Here is a 21,693-nt window from a genome sequence, read left to right on the forward strand (position 1 = left end):
CCAACCCGATACATATACGCCCGGCTTACACGCGTAAGCCGGGCGTTTTTATTGGGCAAGAGAATGACTATAACGTCAAGTTCTCAGATCCGCCTTCTGTCACTAGGATATTATCCTCGATGCGTATGCCTCCGCACACGGCGAGCCGGTCGACCAGCGTCCAGTCGATGGGGTGGGGCTTTTTACGCAGTGGTGCCAGCAACATGGGAATGAAATAGAGGCCTGGCTCGATGGTGATGACCATACCGGCTTGCAGCGTACGGGTGAGACGCAGGGCTGGATGGGTGTCAGGTGCTGGCGATGGGCTCCCGTCTGGCTGCCTCAATCCGGCCACATCGTGTACCTGAATCCCTAATGAGTGGCCCAGTCCATGCGGGCAAAAGGCGCGGGTAACACCGGTTTCCACGGCGCTCTCTGCGCTGCCCTGATACAGTCCGTGCGAGATCAATATGTCGGCTAGGCCTCGGTGCATCTGCTCATGTAGCGTTAGAAACTCGATGCCAGGAACGATGTGGGTGATGAGTTCATCTTTCAGACCGTGCATGGCGCTGATTAACTCGCCAAATTCGCTGGGTGCATCCGGGCCTGCATAGGTACGGGTAATGTCCGCACAGTAGCCGCGAAAACGACGGCCCGCATCGACTAGCAGGCTATAACGCCGTTTGGGGGCTGACAGGTCATAGCGCTGATAGTGTAAGACCCCGGCATGCTCATTTAGACCGATAATGTTTTGATAGGGAACGTCCGACTCTCGCTGTCGGCTGGCCCCTAAATAGGCGAGCTGCACATCCAGTTCGGCCGACGCACCGATAAAAGCAGCATTAGCCGCTTGGTGGCCCGCAATTGCTAGTCGATTGGCTTCGCGCAGGCAAGCCACTTCGTAGGCGGACTTGACCATGCGCAACTCATCGAGTTCGCGTACCAAGCCTTCGGGATGAAGTGCGGCGACATTGGCGAGGGGTGTCGTGCTCGCGAGCTCCTTCAGATCGCCGATCACGGCAGCGTGTCCGGTGAGCGGCGGGGTGATTTTATCGCTACATAAATGTACGTCGAACTCCGCCACCCAGGGTTCTTCAGGCAGCTGAGTCGGTAAGTGCCAAAAATCGGCAGGCGCGTACAGATAAAGCTGGGGGCGCTGATGGGGCTGAATCACCAGCCAGCTGTGCTGAACATCGGCCATCCCCACCCAATGAATGAAATGGCCATAGGACTGAAAGCTGGTGGCATGGTCATCAGCGAAGTGGTTGTTCGCATGGCCGCTGTATATCGCCAAACTATCCAGATTATGCGCCGCCATGCGCGCTTGATAAGCATGATTCAGTGCTTGGATGTGGTCGCGCTGCAGTTGATAGAGGGTTGCTGACATATAAACGTCCTTTCAAAGTCGGGGCGGTGAGAGCTGGCCCCACAAACTATCGAGTTCGGCATGGTGCTGGCTTTGGTGACGATACAACCGCAGCTCCATGGGTACGTCCCAGCGGCTGTCGCCCGCCCTGACCAAGGTGCCGTCAGCTAGCTCTGCGGCCACATTGCGCTCGGGTAGCCAGCTCATGCCATACCCCAGCAGCACCAGTTCTTTGATACCCGCTGCATAGAGGTTTTCGCTCTGTGCCGTTAAGTACGTGCTTTGCGGCAACCGTGCCAAATGTGCTTTGACAGCCGAGCCGAGTAGCCCACGTTTGGGGTAGGCCAGCCAGGGCACTGGCTGCTGGCGAGCGCCAGGCAGTAGTGCACACGGCGACCCGTCGTTTTTACGCCCGGTCACGGGAATTAGCCGTTCATGCCCAATGACTCGATAGGTGCAGGCGCTAGTGTCGATATCCAGATCGCAGCGTCCAACGGGCCAATAGCAAATCGCTAGATCGCACTCTGCCCGAGCCAGCGCCTGAAAGTAGTCGCTGGCCACCCAGCCCGTCGCGCGAAGGTAGGGCTGAATGCGCTCCTGCCAGCCGCTGCTGGCTAACCATTCCGGTAGAAAATGCGCCAGCAGACTTTGCGGTGCGGCTACCATGATTCGCCGCTGCTGACCGGCGCTAATTTCACGAACGCGGTCGCGTGTCAAACGCACCCGGTCGGTGACCTGTTCGCAGAGCGTCAAGAACTCTTCACCCGCAGGCGTCAACGACAGCGGTAACGTTTGTCGGTTGATCAACGTGACGCCCATTTCCTCTTCGAGCAGTTTGATCCGCCTTGAAAAGGTAGGCTGCGTGACGTGTTGTTCGTCGGCGGCGCGGGAGAAGTGTCGCGTTCTGGCCAGGGCAATGAAGTCTTCTAGCCAGCGAATTTCCATGCCTTACCTCGCAAAACGACCAAGCGTATGGCGCTTGAAGGGGCCGCGCTCATAGGCGGCCTTCCTCAACAGCGTGACACGCTACGCGGGTGCCGTCATCCTGGGTTATCAAAGCAGGTATTTCTTGCTTGCAGCGGGCGTTAGCATGGGGACAACGACCATGGAAAACGCAGCCGCTGGGTAAGTTGACCGGTGTCGGCACTTCACCCGACAGGCGAATATGCTGAGGGCGGTCGTCCTCCAAGCGGGGAATGGCCGACAGCAATGCCTGGGTATAGGGGTGGCGAGGCTTGGCAAACAGCGTGGCGGTCGTGGCGACTTCACATACGGTGCCCAGATACATCACGGCCACCCGTGTCCCAAAGTGCTCGACCACCGCCAGATCGTGGGTAATGAACAGATAGGTCAGGTTGCGATCCCGCTGGGCATCCATCAGCAGGTTGAGCACCTGTGCTTGGATAGAGACGTCCAGCGCTGAAATGGGCTCATCGGCGACGATGAATTCGGGATCGACGGCCAGCGCACGTGCAATGGCAATTCGCTGACGCTGACCGCCAGAAAACTCGTGGCCAAAGCGCTTGCCCCAATCGGGGTCGATACCCACCGAACGCATCACCTCCTCGACTTTATCGAGGATCTGCTGGCGGTTCCAGTCGGGATGGTGAAGCCGCAGTGGCTCTTCCAGCGTCTGCTGAATGGTCATGCGTGGGTTCAGCGACGCGTAAGGGTTCTGGAAGATCATCTGCATGCGCTTGCGGTAGGGCAGGAGCTGCTTCGAGCTGAGATCGTCGATGCGCTGGCCGTCGTAGCGAATTTCACCCTCTGACGGAGAAATCAGCCCCATGACCGTGCGCGCCACGGTGGACTTACCGCAGCCAGATTCACCCACCACGCAGAGCGCTTCGCCGCGCTTGATGTCCAGATTGACGCCGTTAATGGCGTGGACATACTCCTGATGGCGAATCAGCTTGCCGCCTTTGAAGCGTAGCTGCTCCAGAAAATCACCGGAGAGTGAGAAACGCTTTTTAAGACCGCGAATTTGCAGTAGCGAGTCGTTGCTCGCTTCGTTTTGGGTCGGCATGGTCGCGATCGTTTCCGCCTGGGCGTTCATAAGCTCTCCTCCTTCAAGCGGCGATCTTCCAACATTTCCGCCACCATGTGGCAGGCCACGCGACAGTTGCCAGACTCGACGAAATCGGGGACTTGCTGGGTGCAGGCCGGCCGGGGGAGCCCGTCGGCGCGGTTGATAAAGTCACAGCGGGGATGGAACGCACAGCCGCTGGGCAAATTAGAGAGTGACGGCATACTGCCACGAATCTGGTTGAGTTTTTCACCCGGCGTCGCCATTTGCGGAAGTGCATTGATCAAGCCTTGGGTGTAAGGATGTTGCGGGTCGTTGATGATTTCCCGCGTAGGGCCCTGCTCGATGACGCGGCCAGCGTACATCACCAGCATACGCTGGGTCACTTGGCTTACCACGCCCAGATCGTGAGTGATCAAAATCAAGCCCACGTTGTGCTGTTCGCATAGCTCCAGCAGCAGCGCCATGATTTCGGCTTGAATCGTCACGTCCAGTGCCGTGGTGGGTTCGTCGGCAATGATGATGTCCGGGTCGAGTAGCAGGGCAATGGCGATGATGATGCGCTGGCGCATCCCGCCGGAAAGCTCGTGGGGATACTGATCCAAGCGCTTTTCGGGAGAGGGGATCTGCACCTGGCGTAGTTTGTCCAGGGCGATGGCCCGGGCTTCTTTGGTGGAGATGCGGCGGTGGGCCTTCAAGCACTCCACCATCTGTTCGCCGATGGAGAGCACTGGATTCAGTGTCATCATCGGGTCTTGGAAGATCATCGAAATGCGGTTGCCGCGCACTTTGCGCAGGCCTCGCTCCGACATGCTGTTGAGCTCTTTGCCTTCGAACGTGATGCTTCCGCCCGCAATGAAACCGGGTTTGGCGATCAAATTCAGCAACGAGAAGGCGGCGACGGATTTACCCGCGCCCGATTCGCCGACGATACCCAGGCGCTCGCCGCGCTCGAGAGTGAAGTTGACGTCGCGCAGGGCGCGTACTTCGCCCTGGCGCAGGGCAAAGCGGACGTCGAGTTGAGAGACTTCAAGAAGTGCCATGGTGTCCTCAGCCTTTGTAGAGTCGTGGGTTCATGACATCGCGCAGCCAGTCGCCCAGAAGATTGATCGACAGCACCAGCACGACCAGCACCGCACCGGGGATCAGCGTGATCCACCAAGAGCCTGACTGAATGTAGTCAAAGCCTGCTTTGATCAGCGACCCAAGTGAAGGGTGAGTTTCCGGCATGCCCAGCCCTAAAAACGACAGCGCTGCTTCAGAAATGATGGCGTTAGCAATTTGCACCGTCGAAATGACGAAGATCGGTGACAGCGTATTGGGCAGCACGTGACGGAACATGATGCGCTTGCTGCGCAGGCCCATGACGCGGGCGGCGTCGACGTACTCTTTGTTTTTCTCGGCGAGTACCGAGGCGCGCACCGTGCGCGCGTACTGGGGCCACTCGGCCAAGCCGATGATCAAAATCAGCATCAGCACGGCGTACTGGCTGTAGAAAGCACTGCCCAAGGTGGCTTTCACCACGGCCCCCACGACGATGGCTACCATCAGTGTCGAGAACGAGAGCTGGATATCCGCCAGACGCATCAGGAAGGCGTCGACGCGGCCGCCCAAATAGCCTGCCATCAGCCCGAAGGTCACCCCCAACAGCGCTTGCAGCGCCACGGCGCCAAAGCCGATCAGCAGCGATACCCGCGTGCCGTAAAGGATGATCGAAAGCAGGTCCCGGCCCTGAGCATCGGTGCCCAGGGTGTACATCGGGTCGGCGCCATCGATCCAGAAGGGAGGTAGCTCGGAGGCAAGAATGTCTATCTGTGACAAGTCATAAGGGTCGGTAGGTGCCAGTAACGGTGCCGAAAACGCCGTCACGACCAAGCAAACGAACACGGCAAGGCAGAGCTGTGCCGTGCGGTCGCGCTTGAAGCTGTACCACAAAAAGGAGTCGCGCAGGCGCTCCCAGCGGCTTGGTGCGGGGGTAGAAGTGGACGTTGTCATGCGGGCTTACCAGTCAGTTTTACGGTGGGGTTCACGAAGCCGTAGATCAGGTCCACGATGGTGTTCGTAACCACGAAAATGACGCCGACAATCATCAGGTAGGTCACGATGAGCGGAATGTCGGCACGGTTGATGGCGTCGAGGAACATCAGCCCCATGCCCGGCCATTGGAAAACGGTTTCGGTCAAAATGGTGTAGGCCACCATGGTACCGATTTGCACGCCGCCCACGGTAATCACCGGCAGCATGGTGTTTTTCAGCGCGTGCACGAAATAGACCCGACGCATGGAGATTCCTTTGGCTCGGGCATACTTCACGTACTCGGACTGCAGCACTTCCATCATTTCTGCGCGAATCAAACGTATGAACAGCGGCAGCATGATCGACGCCAGCGACACGGCGGGCAGCACCAAGTGCTTCAATCCGTCCCAGGTCACTAGGTTGGTATCCCAGTGGCCCACGACGTGCACCAAATCATAGCCACGGCCAAACGACGGCATATTGCCCTCGGTCGATAATACACCGTTGAGCCAAGCGCCCCAGGCCGTGCTTTCGGGGAACAGCGAGACGGTGATGCCAATCGAAAAAATTTGAATCAACACGATGGCGGTCAAGAAGACCGGGATCGAAATGCCGATGATCGATGCGCCCATGAAAAATCGGGAGATGGGCGAGCGCGGTTTGATCGCGCTATACACGCCAATGGGCACCGACAGCAGCACGATGATTAGCGTGGCGGCAAAGACCAGCTCAAGGGTAGCGGGCAGGTGCCGAGCAATCACTTCCAGCGCCGGTTCGCGGTAGAAATAGGAGTCGCCAAAATCCCCTTGAACGGCATTTTTGGCAAAGCGCACGTATTGAACTAGGAAGGGGTCGTTGAGCCCCAACCGTTCACGAATGGCTTCGCGCTCACTTTCGGGGACCGACTGTCCGACCATCTGCTGTACAGGGTCACCCAGGTTATCCTGGATGGCGAAGGCCAGTACACTGATGACAAACATCACCAATATTGCGTGCATCAGCCGCTTGATTAAAAAAGCAATCATGGCGTACGCCACCTATGTAGGTTAATCAGAGACGCGCCGCATGCGGGCCGTGGCGGCCCAACGAAAACGCTTCGCCCTCCAGCATGACTGGAGAGCGAAGCATCCTTGCGCGGGTGTTCGGTTCAGCGTGGGGCTTAGCGTTCGATCACCAAGTCACCCAGGTAGGGGAAGTCCAGTGCGCTAACGACCGGCTCAACGTCGACGCCTTCCGCTGCCGCGTAGGCCAAGTTTTGCCAGTGCAGCATGACGAAACCAACGTCTTCATACAGCATGGCTTCGGCTTCACGCAGCATGTCGTTGCGTTTCTCGAGATCGGTTTCGCCGTCGGCTTCCGTCACCAGCGCGTCGATCTCTTCATTGCAGTAGCTGCCATAGTTGTACTGGCCAGCACCGCTCTCTTCATCGATACAGAACGAGAGATACTGGAAGAAGTTAGCAGTATCTTCGGTATCGGCGTGCCAACCGATCATGGCGATGTCGGACTGGCGGGTGTCGTACTCGGGCCAGTACTGGGCCAGCGGCATGGTACGCAGGTTCACCGTAATGTTGATACGCGCCAACATGTTGGCCACCGCCTGAGCGATTTGCGCATCGTTCACGTAGCGGTTGTTGGGCGCGATCATATCGACGCTGAAACCCTCTTCGTAGCCCGCTTCGGCCATCAACGCTTGGGCGCGTTCTAGATCGTAGCGCGGAACGAGATCCGGATTGTGGCCCGAGTAACCTTCAGGAGAGAACTGGCCAGCCGGTGTGGCGAATCCGCGCATCAGGCGGTCGGCGATACCTTCCTGATTGATGGCGAGGTCGACGGCTTGGCGAACACGAGCATCCTGAAAGGCCTCGACACGCTCTTCGTTGAGCTGGAAGCCAATGATACGGGTGCCGGGCACTTCGACCAATTCGACACCGTCGGCTTCACGCACACGATCCAAGTCGTTGGGCGGAACGGCATCGATGAAGTCCACGCCACCGGAGAGGAGGGCCGCTACGCGGGAGGCGTTTTCAGCGATCGGCGTCAAAATGATTTCAGAAACGTTGCCTTCGCTTTCGGTATCCCAGTAATCCTCAAAACGTTTGAAGTCGACGCGGACACCCTGGCGGCGGTCGGTGACGATGAACGGGCCGGTGCCTGATACGTTACGTGAAGCGAAGGAGTTCCCCGCTTTGACGATCTCGGCTTTGTCGTTACCCTCTTCGGTTTCGCCCGTGTAGAACTCGCTATCCATCGGGAAAATGTAGGTAGCAAGGTTCAACAGCAGCGGATAGGGCTCAGACGTGGTGATTTCGACGGTATAGTCGTCGATGGCTTCTGCGCTAGCCACCGGATCAAAAATGGCGCGGTAATCCGGGCTCTCTTTCAGACGCTCAATGGTCCATACGACGTCTTTCGCTGTGAAAGGGTTACCGGAATGGAAAGTAACGCCTTCGCGCAGGGTCATGCGCATGGTGGTGTCGTCTACCTGCTCCCATTCGGTGGCCAGGCGCGGCTCGAATTGGAAGTCTTTGGTCCAGCGTACCAGCGGGTCGAAAGCGAGGTGCGAAAAACGCAATACGCCTCCGGAGAGCTGCTCGTGCAGGTCCAAGGTTTCAGGGTCAGCAGAGTAACCAATACGCAGGGTTTCTGCGCTTGCCGTCATCGGCAACATGGCGGTTGCTGCTACGGTTGCACCAATCACAGAGGCCAGTAGTGTCTTCTTGAGCGTCATCTTTGTTCCCATGTATGTTGTTTATTGTTCGCTTTGCTGGACATGTCGCAGACGCATCAATGACCAGCAAAACAGACACGGTCAGCTCGTAAGCTATGCTGACAACATAGAGAGAGGTCATAGCGTCATACAATCGAAATAATGACTGGCCTCATTCATCTGATAAATGATGAGGCTAACGACGCACGTTGTAGACCAGGGTGTTAGACAAAAGTCGATGCGTGCCAGTGCTTTGGCTGGCTAGCCTCGAACAGACCACAGAAGGTGTCGTAGGCGATGTTCAAACAAGGGGTTGGCTGGCTACTCGCCAGTGCATTAACGGGCGGTGCGCTGTTAGCAGGCGCTGACGAGTCGGCGAATATAGTCGGGACATTGGACGGTGACAAGCGTGCTTGGTTCGTATTACGACAAAGTGACGATTCCAATGCGACGTTCATGGATGTCGGCGACCAGCGACAAGTCGAGGTCACCGGTTTCGTCGACCCGCTGGAGTGGGATGCCCAAGAGGCGCTGGTTCTGAGTTTCGTACTGGAGGGGGATGAACTCGTCTCGGCCAAGGTCATGCAGCTCATTGGACCCACGGCCATACCACCCCTTTACACCTCGGAAGGAGGCAATATTCATGTGTCATTGAACCACGTGGAGCAGCAAGGGCGCGAGTTACACCTGCAAGGCAAGATTCACGGCGTTTTAGCGCTTCAACACGACGCTGAGACACCTCCCAGCATATCGGAGGGCATCGATATTCGCGTTAACTTCGAGCTGGTCGCACAAAGGGTGGAGTTCTAAAAGTCGTTAGTGACTCGCAAAGCGCTGATGTAGCCAGCGGTTGATCTCATCCGATTCATAGAGCCACGTCGCTTGCCCGTCATCGTGATCGATTTTAAGGCAGGGGACTTTGACTTTGCCGCCGCCTACCAGCAGCGCCTGTTTGTGGTCGGGGTCCAGCTGGGCATCCCGCAGCTCGATGTTGAGCCCCAGGCGCGCCATCTCTTTACGCACTTTGATACAAAATGGGCACGTTCGAAACTGATAGAGCGCGAGTTTCTGGCATTCGGCATCGACGCGTGCTTGCTCTTCTGGAGAGCGCTCCACGGCGGAAGGGGTCGATAGCTTCTCTGAGATCAGCATGACCGGCGCCAGCAAGATGCGAACACCTCTAAAAAAGTAGCGAATCAATACACGCATGATGGACTCCTGTTCTGCCCTATGGGTCACGGTGCAGGGCTGTCAATGTAAATGGCGAACAATAGGTGGGCGCATCCTGCAATAAATCGTCTCCATTGTCACTTTCTCGGCCGTTTGCCCCCTCTCTTCTTGCGAACAAGGTGAGCATCATCGCGTGGCGTGCTAATCTCAGCGCTCGCTGATTGGTAGGTTCGGTAAGTTCAATCGTTTGAAATGGTTAGGAAGGGAGCGCTTGGCCCATGCGTCTGCACATTATCGGTATCTGTGGCACCTTTATGGGGAGCCTTGCACTACTCGCGCGGGAATTGGGCCATGAGGTGAGCGGCTCCGATGCCAATGTGTATCCACCGATGAGCACGCAGCTCGCGGAGGCGGGCATTACCCTGATGGAAGGCTATCGTGAGGAGAATCTGTCGGATGCCATCGACATGGTGGTGGTGGGTAATGCGCTTTCGCGAGGGAACCCCGAGGTCGAGGCGCTGCTCGATAGTGGCTTGCGCTACACCTCCGGTGCGCAGTGGTTGGCCGAGCATGTGCTTCCAGGACGACAAGTGATTGCCGTGGCGGGCACTCACGGTAAGACGACCACCGCAAGCTTATTGGCGTGGCTACTGGAAAGCGGAGGCCTATCGCCCGGCTTTCTGATTGGTGGCGTGCCGCGCAACTTTGGTGTTTCCGCTCGTTTGGGCGCGCCTGAGGCTCCCTTCGTGGTGGAGGCCGACGAATACGATACGGCCTTTTTCGACAAGCGCTCCAAATTCGTGCACTACCGCCCGCATATCGCAGTGATGAACAATCTCGAGTTCGATCACGCCGACATTTTTCCAGACTTAGCCGCCATCGAGCGACAGTTTCATCATTTAGTCCGCATCGTACCTCGCAAAGGGCAGTTGCTGGTCGCCGATCAACAGCCTGCGTTGGAACGGGTGCTCTCTATGGGCACTTGGTCGCCGGTGTTCCGTTTTGGCACCGACGCCAGCAGCCAATGGCAGCTTCGCTTGGAGCGTCCCGATGCCAGCCGTTTCCAGGTGCTGCATGTCAGCGACCAGGGCGAGGAGGATGGTGTCGTCGAGTGGACGCTCACTGGTGAATACAACGCGCGTAACGCCTTGGCGGCGCTGGCCGCTGCGCGCCTGTGCGGGGTGCAGTTAGCGCGCGCCTGTGCCGCGTTGGCACGTTTTCAAACGCCCCGTCGCCGCCAGGAGCTCCGAGGAGAGGTCAACGGTATTCAGGTCATCGATGATTTTGCTCACCATCCCACGGCGATTGCTGCCACGCTGGAGGGCTTGCGCGCCGCCACGACCAAGGGCCGCCTACTGGCGGTGATCGAGCCGCGTTCCAACACCATGCGCTTAGGCGCGCTGCGTGAGCGATTGATTGATAGCGTTGCCGAGGCGGATGCGGTGTTTTGGTTTCAGCCCAGCAACGTGGCTTGGTCAATGGAGTCGCTCGTCGAGGCTCAGGGGGAGCGCGCCGCACTGTTTGATGACATCGAGGCGCTGGTGGAGGCCGTGGTCACACAAGCGTCACCGCTAGATCGTATCGTGGTGATGTCCAACGGTGGCTTTGAAGGGGTACATGAGCGTTTATTGAACGCATTGACCAAGCGGGAGCTAGAAAAGTGACGACGACGTTCAAGCCACCGGTCACCGTTGCCCTTACCGGGGCGTCAGGTGCTCAATACGGTCTGAGATTGATCGATGTGTTGGTGAAGGCTGGGCACGAAGTATGGGTCATGATTTCCAAAGCAGCCCATATGGTGATCGCCACGGAAACCGATGTGTCCCTTCCGGCTCAGCCGCAGCGTTTGGTCGAGGCGCTGACTGAACGCAGCGGTGCGCAGCCTGGGCAGATCCGTTGTTTCGGTCGCGAGGATTGGATGGCACCGGTGGCGTCTGGGTCGGGCGCACCGTCGGCCATGGTCGTTTGCCCCTGCTCAACAGGCACATTGTCGGCAGTGGCCACCGGCGCGAGTAACAACTTGATCGAGCGGGCGGCGGACGTCGCCATCAAAGAGCGTCGCACGCTGGTCATGGTGCCGCGCGAAAGCCCTTTTTCGCCGATTCACTTAGAGCACATGTTGGCGCTGAGTCGCCTGGGGGTAGTAATTCTGCCCGCCGCGCCGGGGTTCTATCATCGTCCCCAGCGCCTGGAAGATTTGATCGACTTCATCGTGGCGCGCATTCTCAATCAGTTGGGGATCGCGCATACGCTGATGCCGCGCTGGGGCGAAGAGCAACACGTTGCGGCCACCTCACGCGATGCGCAAAACAAGGACGGTTCGTCATGATGTCATGGGCGACGCTCTCGGTCTTCGTACCGACGTTTCTCTTCGTCTCGTTAACACCAGGCATGTGCATGACACTGGCCATGGTGTTGGGCATGACGCAAGGCGTCAAGCGCACTCTGTGGATGATGATCGGGGAGCTTATCGGCGTCGGTTTCGTAGCGGCGGCGGCGGGGGCGGGCGTCGCTGCGTTGATGCTGCGCCAGCCCGAATTATTCATCGCCTTCAAGTGGGTGGGCGGTGCCTATTTGGCTTATTTGGGCATCATGATGTGGCGCTCACGTGGGCGGATGGCCATTCCTAGCGAGCTGGATACGGGGCCCGCGGCGGGGCGTCTTCAGTTAGCGACTCAGGGGCTGGTCACCGCGGTGGCCAATCCCAAGGGGTGGGCATTTTTCATGGTGCTGTTGCCCCCCTTTTTGGACGGCAGCAGGCCTTTGGCTCCGCAGTTGAGCCTGTTGATCGCGGTAATTCTGACCATCGAATTTGCCAGCATGCTGGTGTATGCCACTGGTGGGAAAACGCTACGTAAGGTGCTAGGCAAAAGTGGTAATGTCAGGCTATTAAACCGTATTGCGGGTACGTTGATGATCGGTGTAGGTCTTTGGCTAGCGCTTGGTTGAGCGTAACGCCTCAGACGGGCGGAAAGAACGCTACGCGTACGCTCAATAGCACGAGTGGCCCCAGCAACAGCGCTGCCCAGGGCAGCGCTGGCAGCGGTGGCCGATAGCGGCGCTGCCAGTTGATTTGAACCACGGCGCACACGACCAATCCCAGCAATGCACCGCCGATGAGATCACTCAGCCAGTGAACGCCCAGCACCAAGCGTGACAGCGCCATCGGCAGCGCCGTTACCATGGCTAGCCAATAAACCCACATGCGCCTTTGTCGAGGCAGTCGCGATGCAGCGAAAGCGGCGAATAGGCCAACGACGACGACCCAGGTCGATGTATGCGCGCTGGGGTAGGAGAACGACCCGGTCAGATACTCCGGTGTGTCGGGCCTGGGTCTTGCAAAAACGGCCTTACCCAAGGTATTGAGCGCGCCGATGCCTCCCAATGCCAGCGCTCCATGGGTCAGTAAATCCCACCGTTTGATCCAGACGAGCCAGCCGAACCAAGGGAGCGTCAGCGCGACGATTCCAGCCTTGTCACCTATTTTGGCGAGCACCAGGCTGGTCGCCGTCAGCCAGTCGGTGTCGAGCCAAGCGAAGAGCCGCTGTGCCTGAAGGTCGATCATCAGTGGCTCGGGGTGCTTCAGCACCAGCAGTGTCCACGCGCATGCCAAGGTGAGCGCGAGGAGCGATAAGAACAGCGACGCCAAGGGCACCTCGCCACTACGGCTCATGGCTAGCCAGGGGCGCCGTATGGCGGGTACGCGCCGAGCCAGCCGAGCGATGAAGAAATACACACGGCCATCACGTCCCACCTGAGCCCGCCCCCATGAGAACACGATAGCGAGCCCCACGATGCTGGCGGCCATGACAAAAAGGGCCATCTCCACGTTAGCAGGAAGGTCGAGCCGTTGCTGCCAGGTGTGGCCCAGCAAGTAGCCTGGCAGCAGATAGGCCGGAGCCCAGAGTGCAGCCGACGTGATGTTGGCCAGTAGAAAAGTTCGCGTTGGCATGTGCATCATGCCAGCAACAAGCGGAATGATAGGGCGCACCGGGCCGACGAAACGGCCAATGAACACCGAGTAAACGCCGTAATGCTCGAAGAAGCGCGCTCCTCGGCCCAGCCACTCTGGATGTTGCGATAGCGGCCAGCGTGTCAGCACACGCTCGCTGTAACGCGCGCCCAGTAAGTAGCTCAAGCCGTCGCCAAGTACGGCCCCGATGAAAGCCGCGCCGATTAGCCAAGGGAGGGCAATCATCTGATGCCCTGCCATCGACGCGGCCGCCGTGATCAGTACGACGCCTGGCACGAGTAATCCCACCAGCGCGAGAGATTCAATCAGCGCAATGCCCAGTACCAGAAGTAATAGCGCCGTCGGCGAAAGCGAAAGAGAAAGTAGCGTGTCAGCAGTCGGCAAGAGTGAATCCATCCACAAAACAAGAAAACTAGACGTTGGCCATCGCGTCGGCGCGTGCTTCCAGTCGCTGTATGTAGCGCTCGAAGCTCTCTTTGCGTAGCGGCAGGCAGGTGGCGATGCGGACTTCCAGCTGTCCGGTCTCGACCAGTACGCAGTGTGACAGCGACCGCTGCAGCCGTTCACGCACGAGCAGCGCGCCGCTCTCACTGGTATCTGGCAGCACCAGCCAAAACGTAGCGCTGCCTGCGCGGCCCAGTATGTCGTGGTCTCGGCAGCGACTGTTGACCTCCTGACACAGCGCGGCTAACAGTGCCGTTTGGGCCCGCTGGCCAAACTGCTCTCCGGCCATGTCCAATTGCGGGAGGTGGAGCACCAAGACGGCCAAGCGTTTGTTCAACATGGCAGCACGCTGGAATTCGTTGTTCAAGCGCTCTTTTAACGTGTCGACATGGTAGGCGTTGCAGTCACTGTCATTGGGGTCCGTGGCGCGAAGCAATGCGCGACGTCGGGCGTGTTCCCAAGGAGGCAGCGCAAGCAGCAGGGCCAAGACGACAACACCTAGCGAAAGTGGTATGACGCCGACCGGCGCCAGCCACCACCAGGCGATCAAGCTCGCCGTGTTGACCGCCAGCGCACTCCATAAAGGAAGCAGCAAAAACGTCGCAGCCATCGGTAATCCCCACCACAGTGAGGACGTTTCCACGTTGGCATTCACCGCGCTCAGCACGACGACGTAGGTGCTGATCAGCAGTACCAAGCGAGGCAGCGCCGGCTGAGTGCCCTGGCCCACGTGCATTAACAGGCACGCTAATAGCAAGAGAGACACGAACAGAGGCACCAGCAACTCGCGGTAGCTACCCATGGCATAGAGCCATAGCGTATAGGCGACCATCGCGATAATGCTAGTACCGTAAGCCAAGGTCATGAGACGTTTTGGGGAAAAGATGGTATTCATGCCACCTCACGTAGGTGGGATGCTGGAAAGTGGCTCAACTCGTCGAGCGTCAACGAGGCAAGCTCGATGTCCATCAGGGGGGTGTGTTGCGTGAGCACGTTATCAGGCAGGGCGGCTACTAATAGCGTCCGGCGGCTGGCAGCTTCTCCTGGGGTTTTGGAGAGCATCAAGGTAGCCAGCGTCGTGCTGTTGAGACGGTAGACGTTCTCGAAATCGTAGGTAAGTTCGCATAGTTTTTGTGCCACCGGCCAAAGCTGGCGTCTTCTTACCCGAACGATGAGTACGTCGGCATGAATGGCTTCACGCTCGGAGCGGGTCTGTTCGCGTATCAAGTCTCGCAACAACTGCTCGCCAGCCCACAGATTCAAACCGGGTATGAGGCGTAACCGCTGACGAATGACGCCATTGATCGTCAGCAGTTGGTGGGTGCGCGACATGGCCAGCAGCAGTAGGATGCTCAAGGAGAGTGTCATCAACAGCCATTCGGGGAGCGGGATATGAGGCATCAGCACGAGGCAACTGACCAGCGCAGCGCCACCGTTGAAAATGGCCGCCCAACGATCCTGGGGTAGCATGAACACGGCCCCCCAAGCCCAAATGAGTAGCGCATGTCGGTCTGGTGCGGAGGCGATGAGTCCCAGCAGAAGCGTGCCTGCGAGCATTTGCCAGGGCAAACCTCGGGAGCGGCGATGGCTAAAATCCAAGATCAAGGCGGTGATCAAGAGCCAGCCGATGGAGAGCCACATCATGACTGCCGCTGCAGGTTCCGCGCTGGGTATCCAGAGCGATAAAGCGACGGCCGCGGCAAGTAGATTAGCCCTCAATAGGCTGATTTTGTATTTGCTTTGCATGGTGGCTTACTATTTACCTGATGGCGAATGGCCCAGTGGCCCGTAGCATAACGCATTGCTTGGCCTCGTCCTTGGAATCACTCAGTATAATGTTCATTGGCAATACGACACGCCTCACTTCATTGGCAACGCTCACGACATAGGGAGATCGCATGCGCGGTTCAGATACATTCCAACAAGACGCCCAACACCATCTGGCAGCCGGGGATGTACCCGCGTACATGCAACAGCTAGGACAAAGCGCCCGAGCCGCCGCCAGCGCCCTGCGTCGCGCTGATACGCACGTCAAGAATCAAGCATTGGCCGCCATGGCCAAACGTGTCGATGCGGCGCGCAGCGATATTTTACAGGCCAATGCTCAAGACATGCAGCGTGGACGGGAGAATGGACTGGATAACGCGCTGCTGGATCGTTTGGCGCTCAATGACCAGCGCATCGACGCGATGATCGAGGGCCTGCGTCAAGTGGCGGCCTTACCAGACCCGGTCGGCGAGATAGATGGGATGAGCTATCGGCCCAGCGGTATTCAGGTGGGGAAAATGCGGGTGCCGTTGGGGGTGATCGGTATCATTTACGAGTCGCGCCCTAACGTGACCATCGAAGCGGCCAGCCTCTGCCTGAAATCGGGCAATGCCTGTGTGCTGCGTGGCGGCTCCGAGGCAAGCGCTTCCAACGCAGCGCTGAGCCGCTGCCTACAAGCAGGGTTGGCCGATGCAGGGCTACCCGCAGGCAGCGTGCAAGTCGTGGCGACCACGGACCGTGCGGCCGTCGGCGAGATGATCAGCATGCCGGCCTATATCGACGTGATCATTCCCCGTGGCGGCAAGTCGCTGATCGAACGTATTTCCCGCGATGCCAAGGTGCCGGTCATCAAGCATTTGGACGGCGTGTGTCATGTCTACATCGATACGACGGCGGACCCCGCCAAGGCACTGGCGATTGCGGTCAATGCCAAAACCCATCGCTACGGCACGTGCAACACCATGGAGACGCTGTTGGTGGACGCGCCGGTGGCGGATATCCTGCTACCTGAACTCGCCCGCGCGTATGCCGAACACGAGGTCGAACTGCGTGGCTGTGAGCGCACCCGTGCGCTGCTGCCCCAGGCGCTCGAAGCCACCGACGCGGATTGGCAGGCAGAGTACCTGGCCCCCATCTTGGCGATCAAGGTGGTGGACGGCATCGAGGAAGCCATCGAACATATCGAGCGCTACGGCTCGCACCATACCGACGCTATCGTGACGCAGGACTATTCCCTGGCAAGACGCTTCATGGCAGAAGTGGATTCGAGCTCGGTGATCGTGAATGCCTCTACTCGCTTTGCCGATGGCTTCGAATACGGTCTGGGTGCCGAAATCGGTATTTCTACCGACAAGCTTCATGCCCGGGGGCCGGTAGGGCTGGAAGGACTGACGACACAGAAATACATCGTGTTGGGCGATGGTCAGGTTAGGCAATGAGTGAGACGCCACACCACCCGCAGCCTCCGCGGGTGGGCATGATGGGGGGAACGTTCGACCCGGTTCATCATGGCCACCTGCGCAGCGCGCTGGAAGTGCGAGAGGCGCTAGGCCTGGATACGCTGCACATGGTGCCTGCACCGCAACCGCCCCTGCGCGATACCCCTCAAGTGTCGCCAGCCCAACGTTTGGCGCTCTTGCAAGCGGGCATCGGCGACGCCCCAGGGATCGTGGCGGATGATCGTGAGCTTCACCGAGATGGCCCCTCCTACAGTGTCGATACCCTGGCCGAGCTTCGCCAACAGTATGGCGATGCGGTGCCGCTGGTCATGGTGATTGGCTACGACGCCTTTTTACGCCTGGCGCACTGGGATCGCCCAGAGCAGGTATTTTCATTGGCGCATTTGGTGGTCATTGCGCGTCCAGGCTATCAATCGCCATGGCCGTCGGCGCTGACGGAACTGGTCGGCGATCGTGAAGTCAGTAGTGTCAGCGAATTGATGGCGCGCACGCGGGGCGGCGTTTTACGGTTAGAACTGCCGTCGCTGATGGCGATTTCGGCCACTTACATACGCCAACGGTTGAAAGAGGGAAAAAGCGTGCGTTATCTGGTGCCTGAGGCGGTGGAGCAGGCGATTTTTCACGAGCGTCTTTATCAATCCGATGAATAGCGCTGGCAGTCGTGAAAGAAGCCGTTACAATGGCCCGCTTGCAGGCTGATGCCACGTAAAAGTCCAACGTTAGTCACGATACTCTCTATCACCACAAGGGGTTGCCTTTAGGAGTCATGCACATCGATACACTGAAAAATCTAGCGATTGACGCGCTAGAAGAGCTGAAAGCACGCGATATCACGCAACTCGACGTTGCGAAACTCACCGAAGTGACCGACCTGATGCTCATCGCCAGCGGCACTTCTACCCGTCACGTGGCTGCCCTGGCGCAGAACGTGGTCGAAAAAGCCAAAGCGTCCGGTCTTCATCCTCGCGGCGTAGAAGGCGGTGACAATGCCGATTGGGTCTTGGTCGATTTGGACGACATCGTCGTACATATCATGCTGCCTGAAGCCCGTGCGCTGTATGATCTCGAGCGTCTTTGGGCCGACTTGCCCAGCGATGCTGGCGCCATCGGCGAATCGCTCAAACAGTTCGAAGAGCGAGCCACGATGTCATGAGGATTCGGCTGTTAGCGGTGGGTACCAAAATGCCAGCGTGGGTAGAGCAGGGCGTTGAGACCTACCGCAAGCGGCTTCCTCGGGATTTCACCTTAGAGGTCGAAGAGATCCCATTGGGTCAGCGCGGCAAAAATGCCGATATCGCCAAAGCGCGTGCGCAAGAGGCGCAGCGTATCCGCGAAAAGCTGCGGGGGGATGAAATCGTCGTTGCACTGGAAGTCAAAGGGAAGCCTTGGACCACCGAGCAGCTCGCTCAAGAGTCAGATGCTTGGCGCATGGAAGGGCGAGATGTCGTACTGCTCGTCGGTGGCCCCGACGGTTTGGAACCTTCGCTGTCTGCCATGGCGGACAAAGCGTGGTCCCTCTCGCCCCTGACGCTGCCTCATCCGCTCGTTCGAATCATGCTGGCAGAGCAGCTTTATCGTGCCTGGACACTCTTGGTGGGACATCCCTATCACCGATAGGCGCTACGCGCCGCTGGAACCTAGGTTGCGTTTACTCCCCACTGGGGCCGCCGCTTTTATTGTTTGTGAGAGTCATCTGTTGCCATGCCCCAGCGCCGTGACACGCTAAAAAATCCCGAGCAAGAGCTGCGTATTTTCCGTGTCCGGGCGCTGCTTGCCGTGTTGGTGGTGGTAGTGCTCACCAGCCTGTTGGTCAGTCGGCTAGGCTATCTGCAAATCGTGCAGCACGACCTCTACAGCACCCGCTCTGAAAAGAACCGCGTGCGAGTCGAGCCTTTGCCACCCAATCGCGGGCTCATTTATGACCGTAACGGCGTGCTGCTGGCGGAAAATCGCCCCACCTACAATCTGACCCTAGTGCGTGAGCGGGTCGACGACCTAGACGACACTCTCGCTCTGCTGGTGGATCTTCTCGAACTGCCCGACGAAGAGATCGAGGCATTCCAGGTGCGTTCCCGCCAGCGCCAGCGCCCCTTCCAGCCTGCGCTACTGATGAGCGACCTGAGCGAAGAGCAGATCGCTCGGCTGGCCGTCAATCGCCACCGTCTTCCCGGTGTCGAAGTAGAAGCGCAGCTGCTGCGCTATTACCCCGATTCAGAAGTCATGGCTCATGCGTTGGGATACGTTGGGCGTATCAATGCTGACGAGCTGCAGGAGCTCGATCCAGGCCGCTATGCCGGCACCCACTTCATTGGTAAAACCGGCGTCGAGCGTTTCTACGAGACCGAGCTACACGGCGAAGCGGGGCTGCGCAAGGTCGAAACCAACGCGCGTGGGCGCGTGCTGCGCGAGCTTGGCCGTACCGATCCAGTGCCTGGCGCCAACCTGACACTGACCCTCGATCGCTCCTTACAAATGCTCGCCTACGAGCTGTTGGACGGTCGGCGTGGTTCCATCGTGGCCATCGTGCCCGATACCGGTGAGATTTTGGCCATGGTGTCGACCCCCGGGTTCGACAGCAACCAGTTCGTTACCGGCATCGATGTGGCCTCTTATCTGGCGCTGCAGGAAGACATCGACCTGCCGCTGTTCAACCGGGCCATTCGCGGCCACTATCCGCCGGGGTCGACCATCAAGCCGTTCTTGGCATTGGCGGGGTTAGTGGAGGGCGTGATCACCCCCGACAGCACCATCAACGACCCTGGTTACTATCAACTGCCCAACGACTCGCGCCGTTACCGCAACTGGCTACGCTGGGGGCACGGTCGGGTGGATATGGAGCGCTCCATTGCGGTCTCCAACAACACCTACTACTACACGCTGGCGCACGACCTGGGCATCGATAAGCTTCACGAGCAGATGACCAACTTTGGTTTTGGTCAGCGCGTGGCTCACGACGTGCAAGGGGAGAGCACGGGACTGATGCCCTCGCGGGACTGGAAAAGAGCACGCTTCAACCAGCCGTGGTACCCCGGCGAAACGCTGTCGGTGGGTATCGGTCAGGGGTATTGGCAGGTCACACCGCTTCAATTGGCCAGCGCCACTGCGGCGCTGGCCAACCGCGGGCACTGGGTGAAGCCGCGCCTGGCACTGCGCATTGGCGATGAGCCCATGCCCGAGGAGCTTCCCGATACGCTGCCCGATATCGAGCTTGCCAACGATAACTGGTGGGATCGGGTGTATAGCGGTATGGAGAAAGTGCTCAGCGGTAGCGAAGGCACCGCACGCCGAACCGGCGTGGGTTTGGAGTACCGTATGGGGGGCAAGTCGGGAACGGCCCAGGTGTTTTCCCTGGGGCAGGACCAGCGCTATAACGCCGAAGAGCTGGAAGAGCGACTGCGCGATCACGCCCTGTTCATGGCCTTCGCCCCCATCGACGATCCGCAGATTGCGGTGTCGGTCATCGTCGAGAACGCAGGGGGCGGGAGTACCCATGCCGCGCATTTGGCGCGGGCGATGACCGATGCGTGGCTACTCGAAGAGGATGCCCCCGAGGTCGATGACGTCAAAGAGGTGCTCGAAGAAGATACTGCCAATGTGGAGGGTAACTAGCGATGCCTTGGCAACTGATTACCCGTTCCCTGCGGCGCTATCCGACGCGTCCGCCCGATAGCGGTATCGCTCGGCGTAAAAGTATCTGGGAACGCATCCATCTCGACCCATGGTTGCTCGGCATGCTGCTGGTGCTCATGGGGGGCGGCCTTCTGGTGCTCTACAGCGCTTCGGGGCAGCGACTCGATACCGTCATCGCTCAGGCCATGCGCTTTGGTGTCGCCCTTGCGGGTATGGTCATCATTGCGCAGTTCTCCCCGTCGACGTTTTTACGCTGGGCACCGCTGGCGTACGGCGTGGGGCTCGCCATGCTATTGGCCGTGGAAATTGCCGGTGATGTTGGCATGGGGGCCAAGCGCTGGCTGGAAATTCCAGGCGTCATCCGTTTTCAGCCCTCTGAAATGATGAAGTTGGGCGTGCCGCTGATGGTGGCGGCCTACTTGAACCGCTGCCAGTTGCCTCCTCGGCTTCGCGATATCGTCGTGTGTGCGGTGATCATCGGCGTGCCGGTCGTGCTCACGGCGATTCAGCCTGACCTTGGCACGTCGCTGTTGGTGGCCAGTGCGGCGTTGATCGTGGTGCTGCTTGCCGGGCTGTCCTGGAAATTGATTGGGTTAGTGGCTGCGCTGGGCGCGGCGGGCCTGCCGGTACTGTGGATGAACATGCACAACTATCAGCGGCAGCGGGTGCTCACGTTTTTGGACCCCGATAGCGACCCGCTCGGTTCCGGGTGGAACATCATTCAGTCCACCACGGCCATCGGCAGTGGCGGGTTGTGGGGGAAGGGGTGGTTGGAAGGTACCCAATCCCAGCTCGAGTTTTTGCCGGAGCGGCATACCGATTTCATCATTGCCGTGCTGGGCGAAGAGTTTGGTCTAGTCGGCATGCTGGTACTGCTGGCACTGTACGTGATGATCGTGGGGCGCGGGCTGTGGCTGGCGGCATCGTCTCAGGACACGTTTGGGCGTCTGTTTGCAGGTAGTATTATTCTGACGTTTTTTATCTATGTCTTTGTCAATGTGGGCATGGTGAGCGGTATTCTGCCCGTGGTGGGCGTGCCGCTGCCGCTGGTCAGTTATGGCGGCACCTCCAGCGTGACCTTGTTAGCGGGGTTCGGTATTCTCATGTCCATACACGCCCATCGGCGGTTACTGCCACGTTAACGACATCAAC

Annotated in this window: 21 protein-coding genes; 10 read left to right on the top strand and 11 right to left on the bottom strand. The window is 58.8% G+C overall.

The window, feature by feature from the left end; genetic code table 11:
* Positions 1-67 precede the first annotated feature (67 nt).
* The 7 genes from pepQ to CTT34_RS07660 all read right to left on the bottom strand — a co-directional run bounded on the left by pepQ (position 68) and on the right by CTT34_RS07660 (position 8,118).
* Positions 68-1,366, bottom strand: coding sequence for a Xaa-Pro dipeptidase (gene pepQ / locus CTT34_RS07630; RefSeq protein ID WP_159341892.1), 1,299 nt, complete (start codon positions 1,364-1,366; stop codon positions 68-70).
* 12 nt (positions 1,367-1,378) lie between these two features.
* The gene (locus tag CTT34_RS07635) at positions 1,379-2,290 is read right to left on the bottom strand and encodes a LysR family transcriptional regulator (RefSeq protein WP_153843829.1); all 912 of its coding nucleotides are present in this window, start codon (positions 2,288-2,290) and stop codon (positions 1,379-1,381) included.
* Positions 2,291-2,339: 49 nt separating this feature from the next.
* On the bottom strand, positions 2,340-3,401 hold the full coding sequence (locus CTT34_RS07640) for an ABC transporter ATP-binding protein (RefSeq protein ID WP_139528145.1): 1,062 nt from the start codon (positions 3,399-3,401) through the stop codon (positions 2,340-2,342).
* The gene (locus CTT34_RS07645; RefSeq protein ID WP_139528144.1) at positions 3,398-4,414 is read right to left on the bottom strand and encodes an ABC transporter ATP-binding protein; all 1,017 of its coding nucleotides are present in this window, start codon (positions 4,412-4,414) and stop codon (positions 3,398-3,400) included. Before CTT34_RS07645 ends, CTT34_RS07640 begins: the two co-directional genes overlap by 4 nt.
* Before the next feature lie 7 nt (positions 4,415-4,421).
* A complete protein-coding gene (locus tag CTT34_RS07650; RefSeq protein ID WP_159341893.1) occupies positions 4,422-5,366 on the bottom strand; it encodes an ABC transporter permease in 945 nt (314 codons plus the stop codon).
* Positions 5,363-6,412, bottom strand: a complete 1,050-nt coding sequence (locus tag CTT34_RS07655) for an ABC transporter permease (protein ID WP_159341894.1) — start codon at positions 6,410-6,412, stop codon at positions 5,363-5,365. Before CTT34_RS07655 ends, CTT34_RS07650 begins: the two co-directional genes overlap by 4 nt.
* 134 nt (positions 6,413-6,546) lie before the next feature.
* Positions 6,547-8,118, bottom strand: a complete 1,572-nt coding sequence (locus CTT34_RS07660) for an ABC transporter substrate-binding protein (RefSeq protein WP_159341895.1) — start codon at positions 8,116-8,118, stop codon at positions 6,547-6,549.
* A gap of 276 nt (positions 8,119-8,394) precedes the next feature.
* Between CTT34_RS07660 and CTT34_RS07665 the strand changes: the two genes are divergently transcribed.
* The gene (locus CTT34_RS07665; RefSeq protein WP_254436468.1) at positions 8,395-8,907 is read left to right on the top strand and encodes a hypothetical protein; all 513 of its coding nucleotides are present in this window, start codon (positions 8,395-8,397) and stop codon (positions 8,905-8,907) included.
* 6 nt (positions 8,908-8,913) lie between these two features.
* On the opposite strand, the gene CTT34_RS07670 is transcribed toward CTT34_RS07665, so the two are convergent.
* The gene (locus tag CTT34_RS07670) at positions 8,914-9,306 is read right to left on the bottom strand and encodes a glutaredoxin family protein (protein ID WP_159341896.1); all 393 of its coding nucleotides are present in this window, start codon (positions 9,304-9,306) and stop codon (positions 8,914-8,916) included.
* 239 nt (positions 9,307-9,545) lie between these two features.
* Here CTT34_RS07670 and mpl point away from each other — a divergent pair, with 239 nt between their 5' ends.
* The 3 genes from mpl to CTT34_RS07685 are packed head-to-tail and all read left to right on the top strand — an operon-like array spanning position 9,546 to position 12,216.
* On the top strand, positions 9,546-10,931 hold the full coding sequence (mpl, locus tag CTT34_RS07675) for a UDP-N-acetylmuramate:L-alanyl-gamma-D-glutamyl-meso-diaminopimelate ligase (RefSeq protein WP_159341897.1): 1,386 nt from the start codon (positions 9,546-9,548) through the stop codon (positions 10,929-10,931).
* A complete protein-coding gene (locus CTT34_RS07680) occupies positions 10,928-11,596 on the top strand; it encodes a flavin prenyltransferase UbiX (protein WP_159341898.1) in 669 nt (222 codons plus the stop codon). Before mpl ends, CTT34_RS07680 begins: the two co-directional genes overlap by 4 nt.
* Entirely contained in the window at positions 11,593-12,216 is a 624-nt protein-coding gene (locus CTT34_RS07685) for a LysE family translocator (protein ID WP_174788519.1), read from the top strand. Before CTT34_RS07680 ends, CTT34_RS07685 begins: the two co-directional genes overlap by 4 nt.
* Before the next feature lie 10 nt (positions 12,217-12,226).
* Here the strand turns inward: CTT34_RS07685 and CTT34_RS07690 are convergent, their stop codons facing one another.
* The 3 genes from CTT34_RS07690 to CTT34_RS07700 are packed head-to-tail and all read right to left on the bottom strand — an operon-like array spanning position 12,227 to position 15,328.
* On the bottom strand, positions 12,227-13,624 hold the full coding sequence (locus CTT34_RS07690) for a bifunctional DedA family/phosphatase PAP2 family protein (protein ID WP_159341899.1): 1,398 nt from the start codon (positions 13,622-13,624) through the stop codon (positions 12,227-12,229).
* A gap of 28 nt (positions 13,625-13,652) precedes the next feature.
* A complete protein-coding gene (locus CTT34_RS07695) occupies positions 13,653-14,579 on the bottom strand; it encodes a diguanylate cyclase domain-containing protein (protein ID WP_159341900.1) in 927 nt (308 codons plus the stop codon).
* Entirely contained in the window at positions 14,576-15,328 is a 753-nt protein-coding gene (locus tag CTT34_RS07700; RefSeq protein ID WP_368027185.1) for a hypothetical protein, read from the bottom strand. Before CTT34_RS07700 ends, CTT34_RS07695 begins: the two co-directional genes overlap by 4 nt.
* A gap of 254 nt (positions 15,329-15,582) precedes the next feature.
* On the opposite strand from CTT34_RS07700, the gene CTT34_RS07705 reads away from it, so the two are divergent.
* From CTT34_RS07705 to rodA, 6 genes are all read left to right on the top strand, one after another.
* The gene (locus tag CTT34_RS07705; protein ID WP_159341902.1) at positions 15,583-16,890 is read left to right on the top strand and encodes a glutamate-5-semialdehyde dehydrogenase; all 1,308 of its coding nucleotides are present in this window, start codon (positions 15,583-15,585) and stop codon (positions 16,888-16,890) included.
* A complete protein-coding gene (gene nadD / locus CTT34_RS07710; RefSeq protein WP_159341903.1) occupies positions 16,887-17,561 on the top strand; it encodes a nicotinate-nucleotide adenylyltransferase in 675 nt (224 codons plus the stop codon). Before CTT34_RS07705 ends, nadD begins: the two co-directional genes overlap by 4 nt.
* 116 nt (positions 17,562-17,677) lie before the next feature.
* Positions 17,678-18,064, top strand: a complete 387-nt coding sequence (gene rsfS, locus CTT34_RS07715; protein WP_159341904.1) for a ribosome silencing factor — start codon at positions 17,678-17,680, stop codon at positions 18,062-18,064.
* Complete coding sequence (rlmH, locus tag CTT34_RS07720) at positions 18,061-18,528, top strand: 23S rRNA (pseudouridine(1915)-N(3))-methyltransferase RlmH (protein WP_159341905.1); 468 nt, start codon at positions 18,061-18,063, stop codon at positions 18,526-18,528. The genes rsfS and rlmH overlap by 4 nt, the downstream gene beginning before the upstream one ends.
* Positions 18,529-18,612: 84 nt before the next feature.
* Complete coding sequence (mrdA, locus tag CTT34_RS07725) at positions 18,613-20,520, top strand: penicillin-binding protein 2 (protein ID WP_159341906.1); 1,908 nt, start codon at positions 18,613-18,615, stop codon at positions 20,518-20,520.
* A gap of 2 nt (positions 20,521-20,522) precedes the next feature.
* Positions 20,523-21,683, top strand: coding sequence for a rod shape-determining protein RodA (gene rodA / locus CTT34_RS07730; RefSeq protein WP_159341907.1), 1,161 nt, complete (start codon positions 20,523-20,525; stop codon positions 21,681-21,683).
* The last annotated feature ends 10 nt before the right edge of the window (positions 21,684-21,693 follow it).

This window comes from Halomonas meridiana (assembly GCF_009846525.1).
Taxonomy (GTDB): Bacteria; Pseudomonadota; Gammaproteobacteria; order Pseudomonadales; family Halomonadaceae; genus Vreelandella.

Bases quoted from the DNA above. Each gene is read 5' to 3' on its own strand.
- pepQ (WP_159341892.1), bottom strand. From the start codon at position 1,366: ATGTCAGCAACCCTCTATCAACTGCAGCGCGACCACATCCAAGCACTG.
- CTT34_RS07635 (WP_153843829.1), bottom strand. From the start codon at position 2,290: ATGGAAATTCGCTGGCTAGAAGACTTCATTGCCCTGGCCAGAACGCGA.
- CTT34_RS07640 (WP_139528145.1), bottom strand. From the start codon at position 3,401: ATGAACGCCCAGGCGGAAACGATCGCGACCATGCCGACCCAAAACGAA.
- CTT34_RS07645 (WP_139528144.1), bottom strand. From the start codon at position 4,414: ATGGCACTTCTTGAAGTCTCTCAACTCGACGTCCGCTTTGCCCTGCGC.
- CTT34_RS07650 (WP_159341893.1), bottom strand. From the start codon at position 5,366: ATGACAACGTCCACTTCTACCCCCGCACCAAGCCGCTGGGAGCGCCTG.
- CTT34_RS07655 (WP_159341894.1), bottom strand. From the start codon at position 6,412: ATGATTGCTTTTTTAATCAAGCGGCTGATGCACGCAATATTGGTGATG.
- CTT34_RS07660 (WP_159341895.1), bottom strand. From the start codon at position 8,118: ATGACGCTCAAGAAGACACTACTGGCCTCTGTGATTGGTGCAACCGTA.
- CTT34_RS07665 (WP_254436468.1), top strand. From the start codon at position 8,395: ATGTTCAAACAAGGGGTTGGCTGGCTACTCGCCAGTGCATTAACGGGC.
- CTT34_RS07670 (WP_159341896.1), bottom strand. From the start codon at position 9,306: ATGCGTGTATTGATTCGCTACTTTTTTAGAGGTGTTCGCATCTTGCTG.
- mpl (WP_159341897.1), top strand. From the start codon at position 9,546: ATGCGTCTGCACATTATCGGTATCTGTGGCACCTTTATGGGGAGCCTT.
- CTT34_RS07685 (WP_174788519.1), top strand. From the start codon at position 11,593: ATGATGTCATGGGCGACGCTCTCGGTCTTCGTACCGACGTTTCTCTTC.
- CTT34_RS07695 (WP_159341900.1), bottom strand. From the start codon at position 14,579: ATGAATACCATCTTTTCCCCAAAACGTCTCATGACCTTGGCTTACGGT.
- CTT34_RS07700 (WP_368027185.1), bottom strand. From the start codon at position 15,328: ATGATGTGGCTCTCCATCGGCTGGCTCTTGATCACCGCCTTGATCTTG.
- CTT34_RS07705 (WP_159341902.1), top strand. From the start codon at position 15,583: ATGCGCGGTTCAGATACATTCCAACAAGACGCCCAACACCATCTGGCA.
- nadD (WP_159341903.1), top strand. From the start codon at position 16,887: ATGAGTGAGACGCCACACCACCCGCAGCCTCCGCGGGTGGGCATGATG.
- rsfS (WP_159341904.1), top strand. From the start codon at position 17,678: ATGCACATCGATACACTGAAAAATCTAGCGATTGACGCGCTAGAAGAG.
- rlmH (WP_159341905.1), top strand. From the start codon at position 18,061: ATGAGGATTCGGCTGTTAGCGGTGGGTACCAAAATGCCAGCGTGGGTA.
- mrdA (WP_159341906.1), top strand. From the start codon at position 18,613: ATGCCCCAGCGCCGTGACACGCTAAAAAATCCCGAGCAAGAGCTGCGT.
- rodA (WP_159341907.1), top strand. From the start codon at position 20,523: ATGCCTTGGCAACTGATTACCCGTTCCCTGCGGCGCTATCCGACGCGT.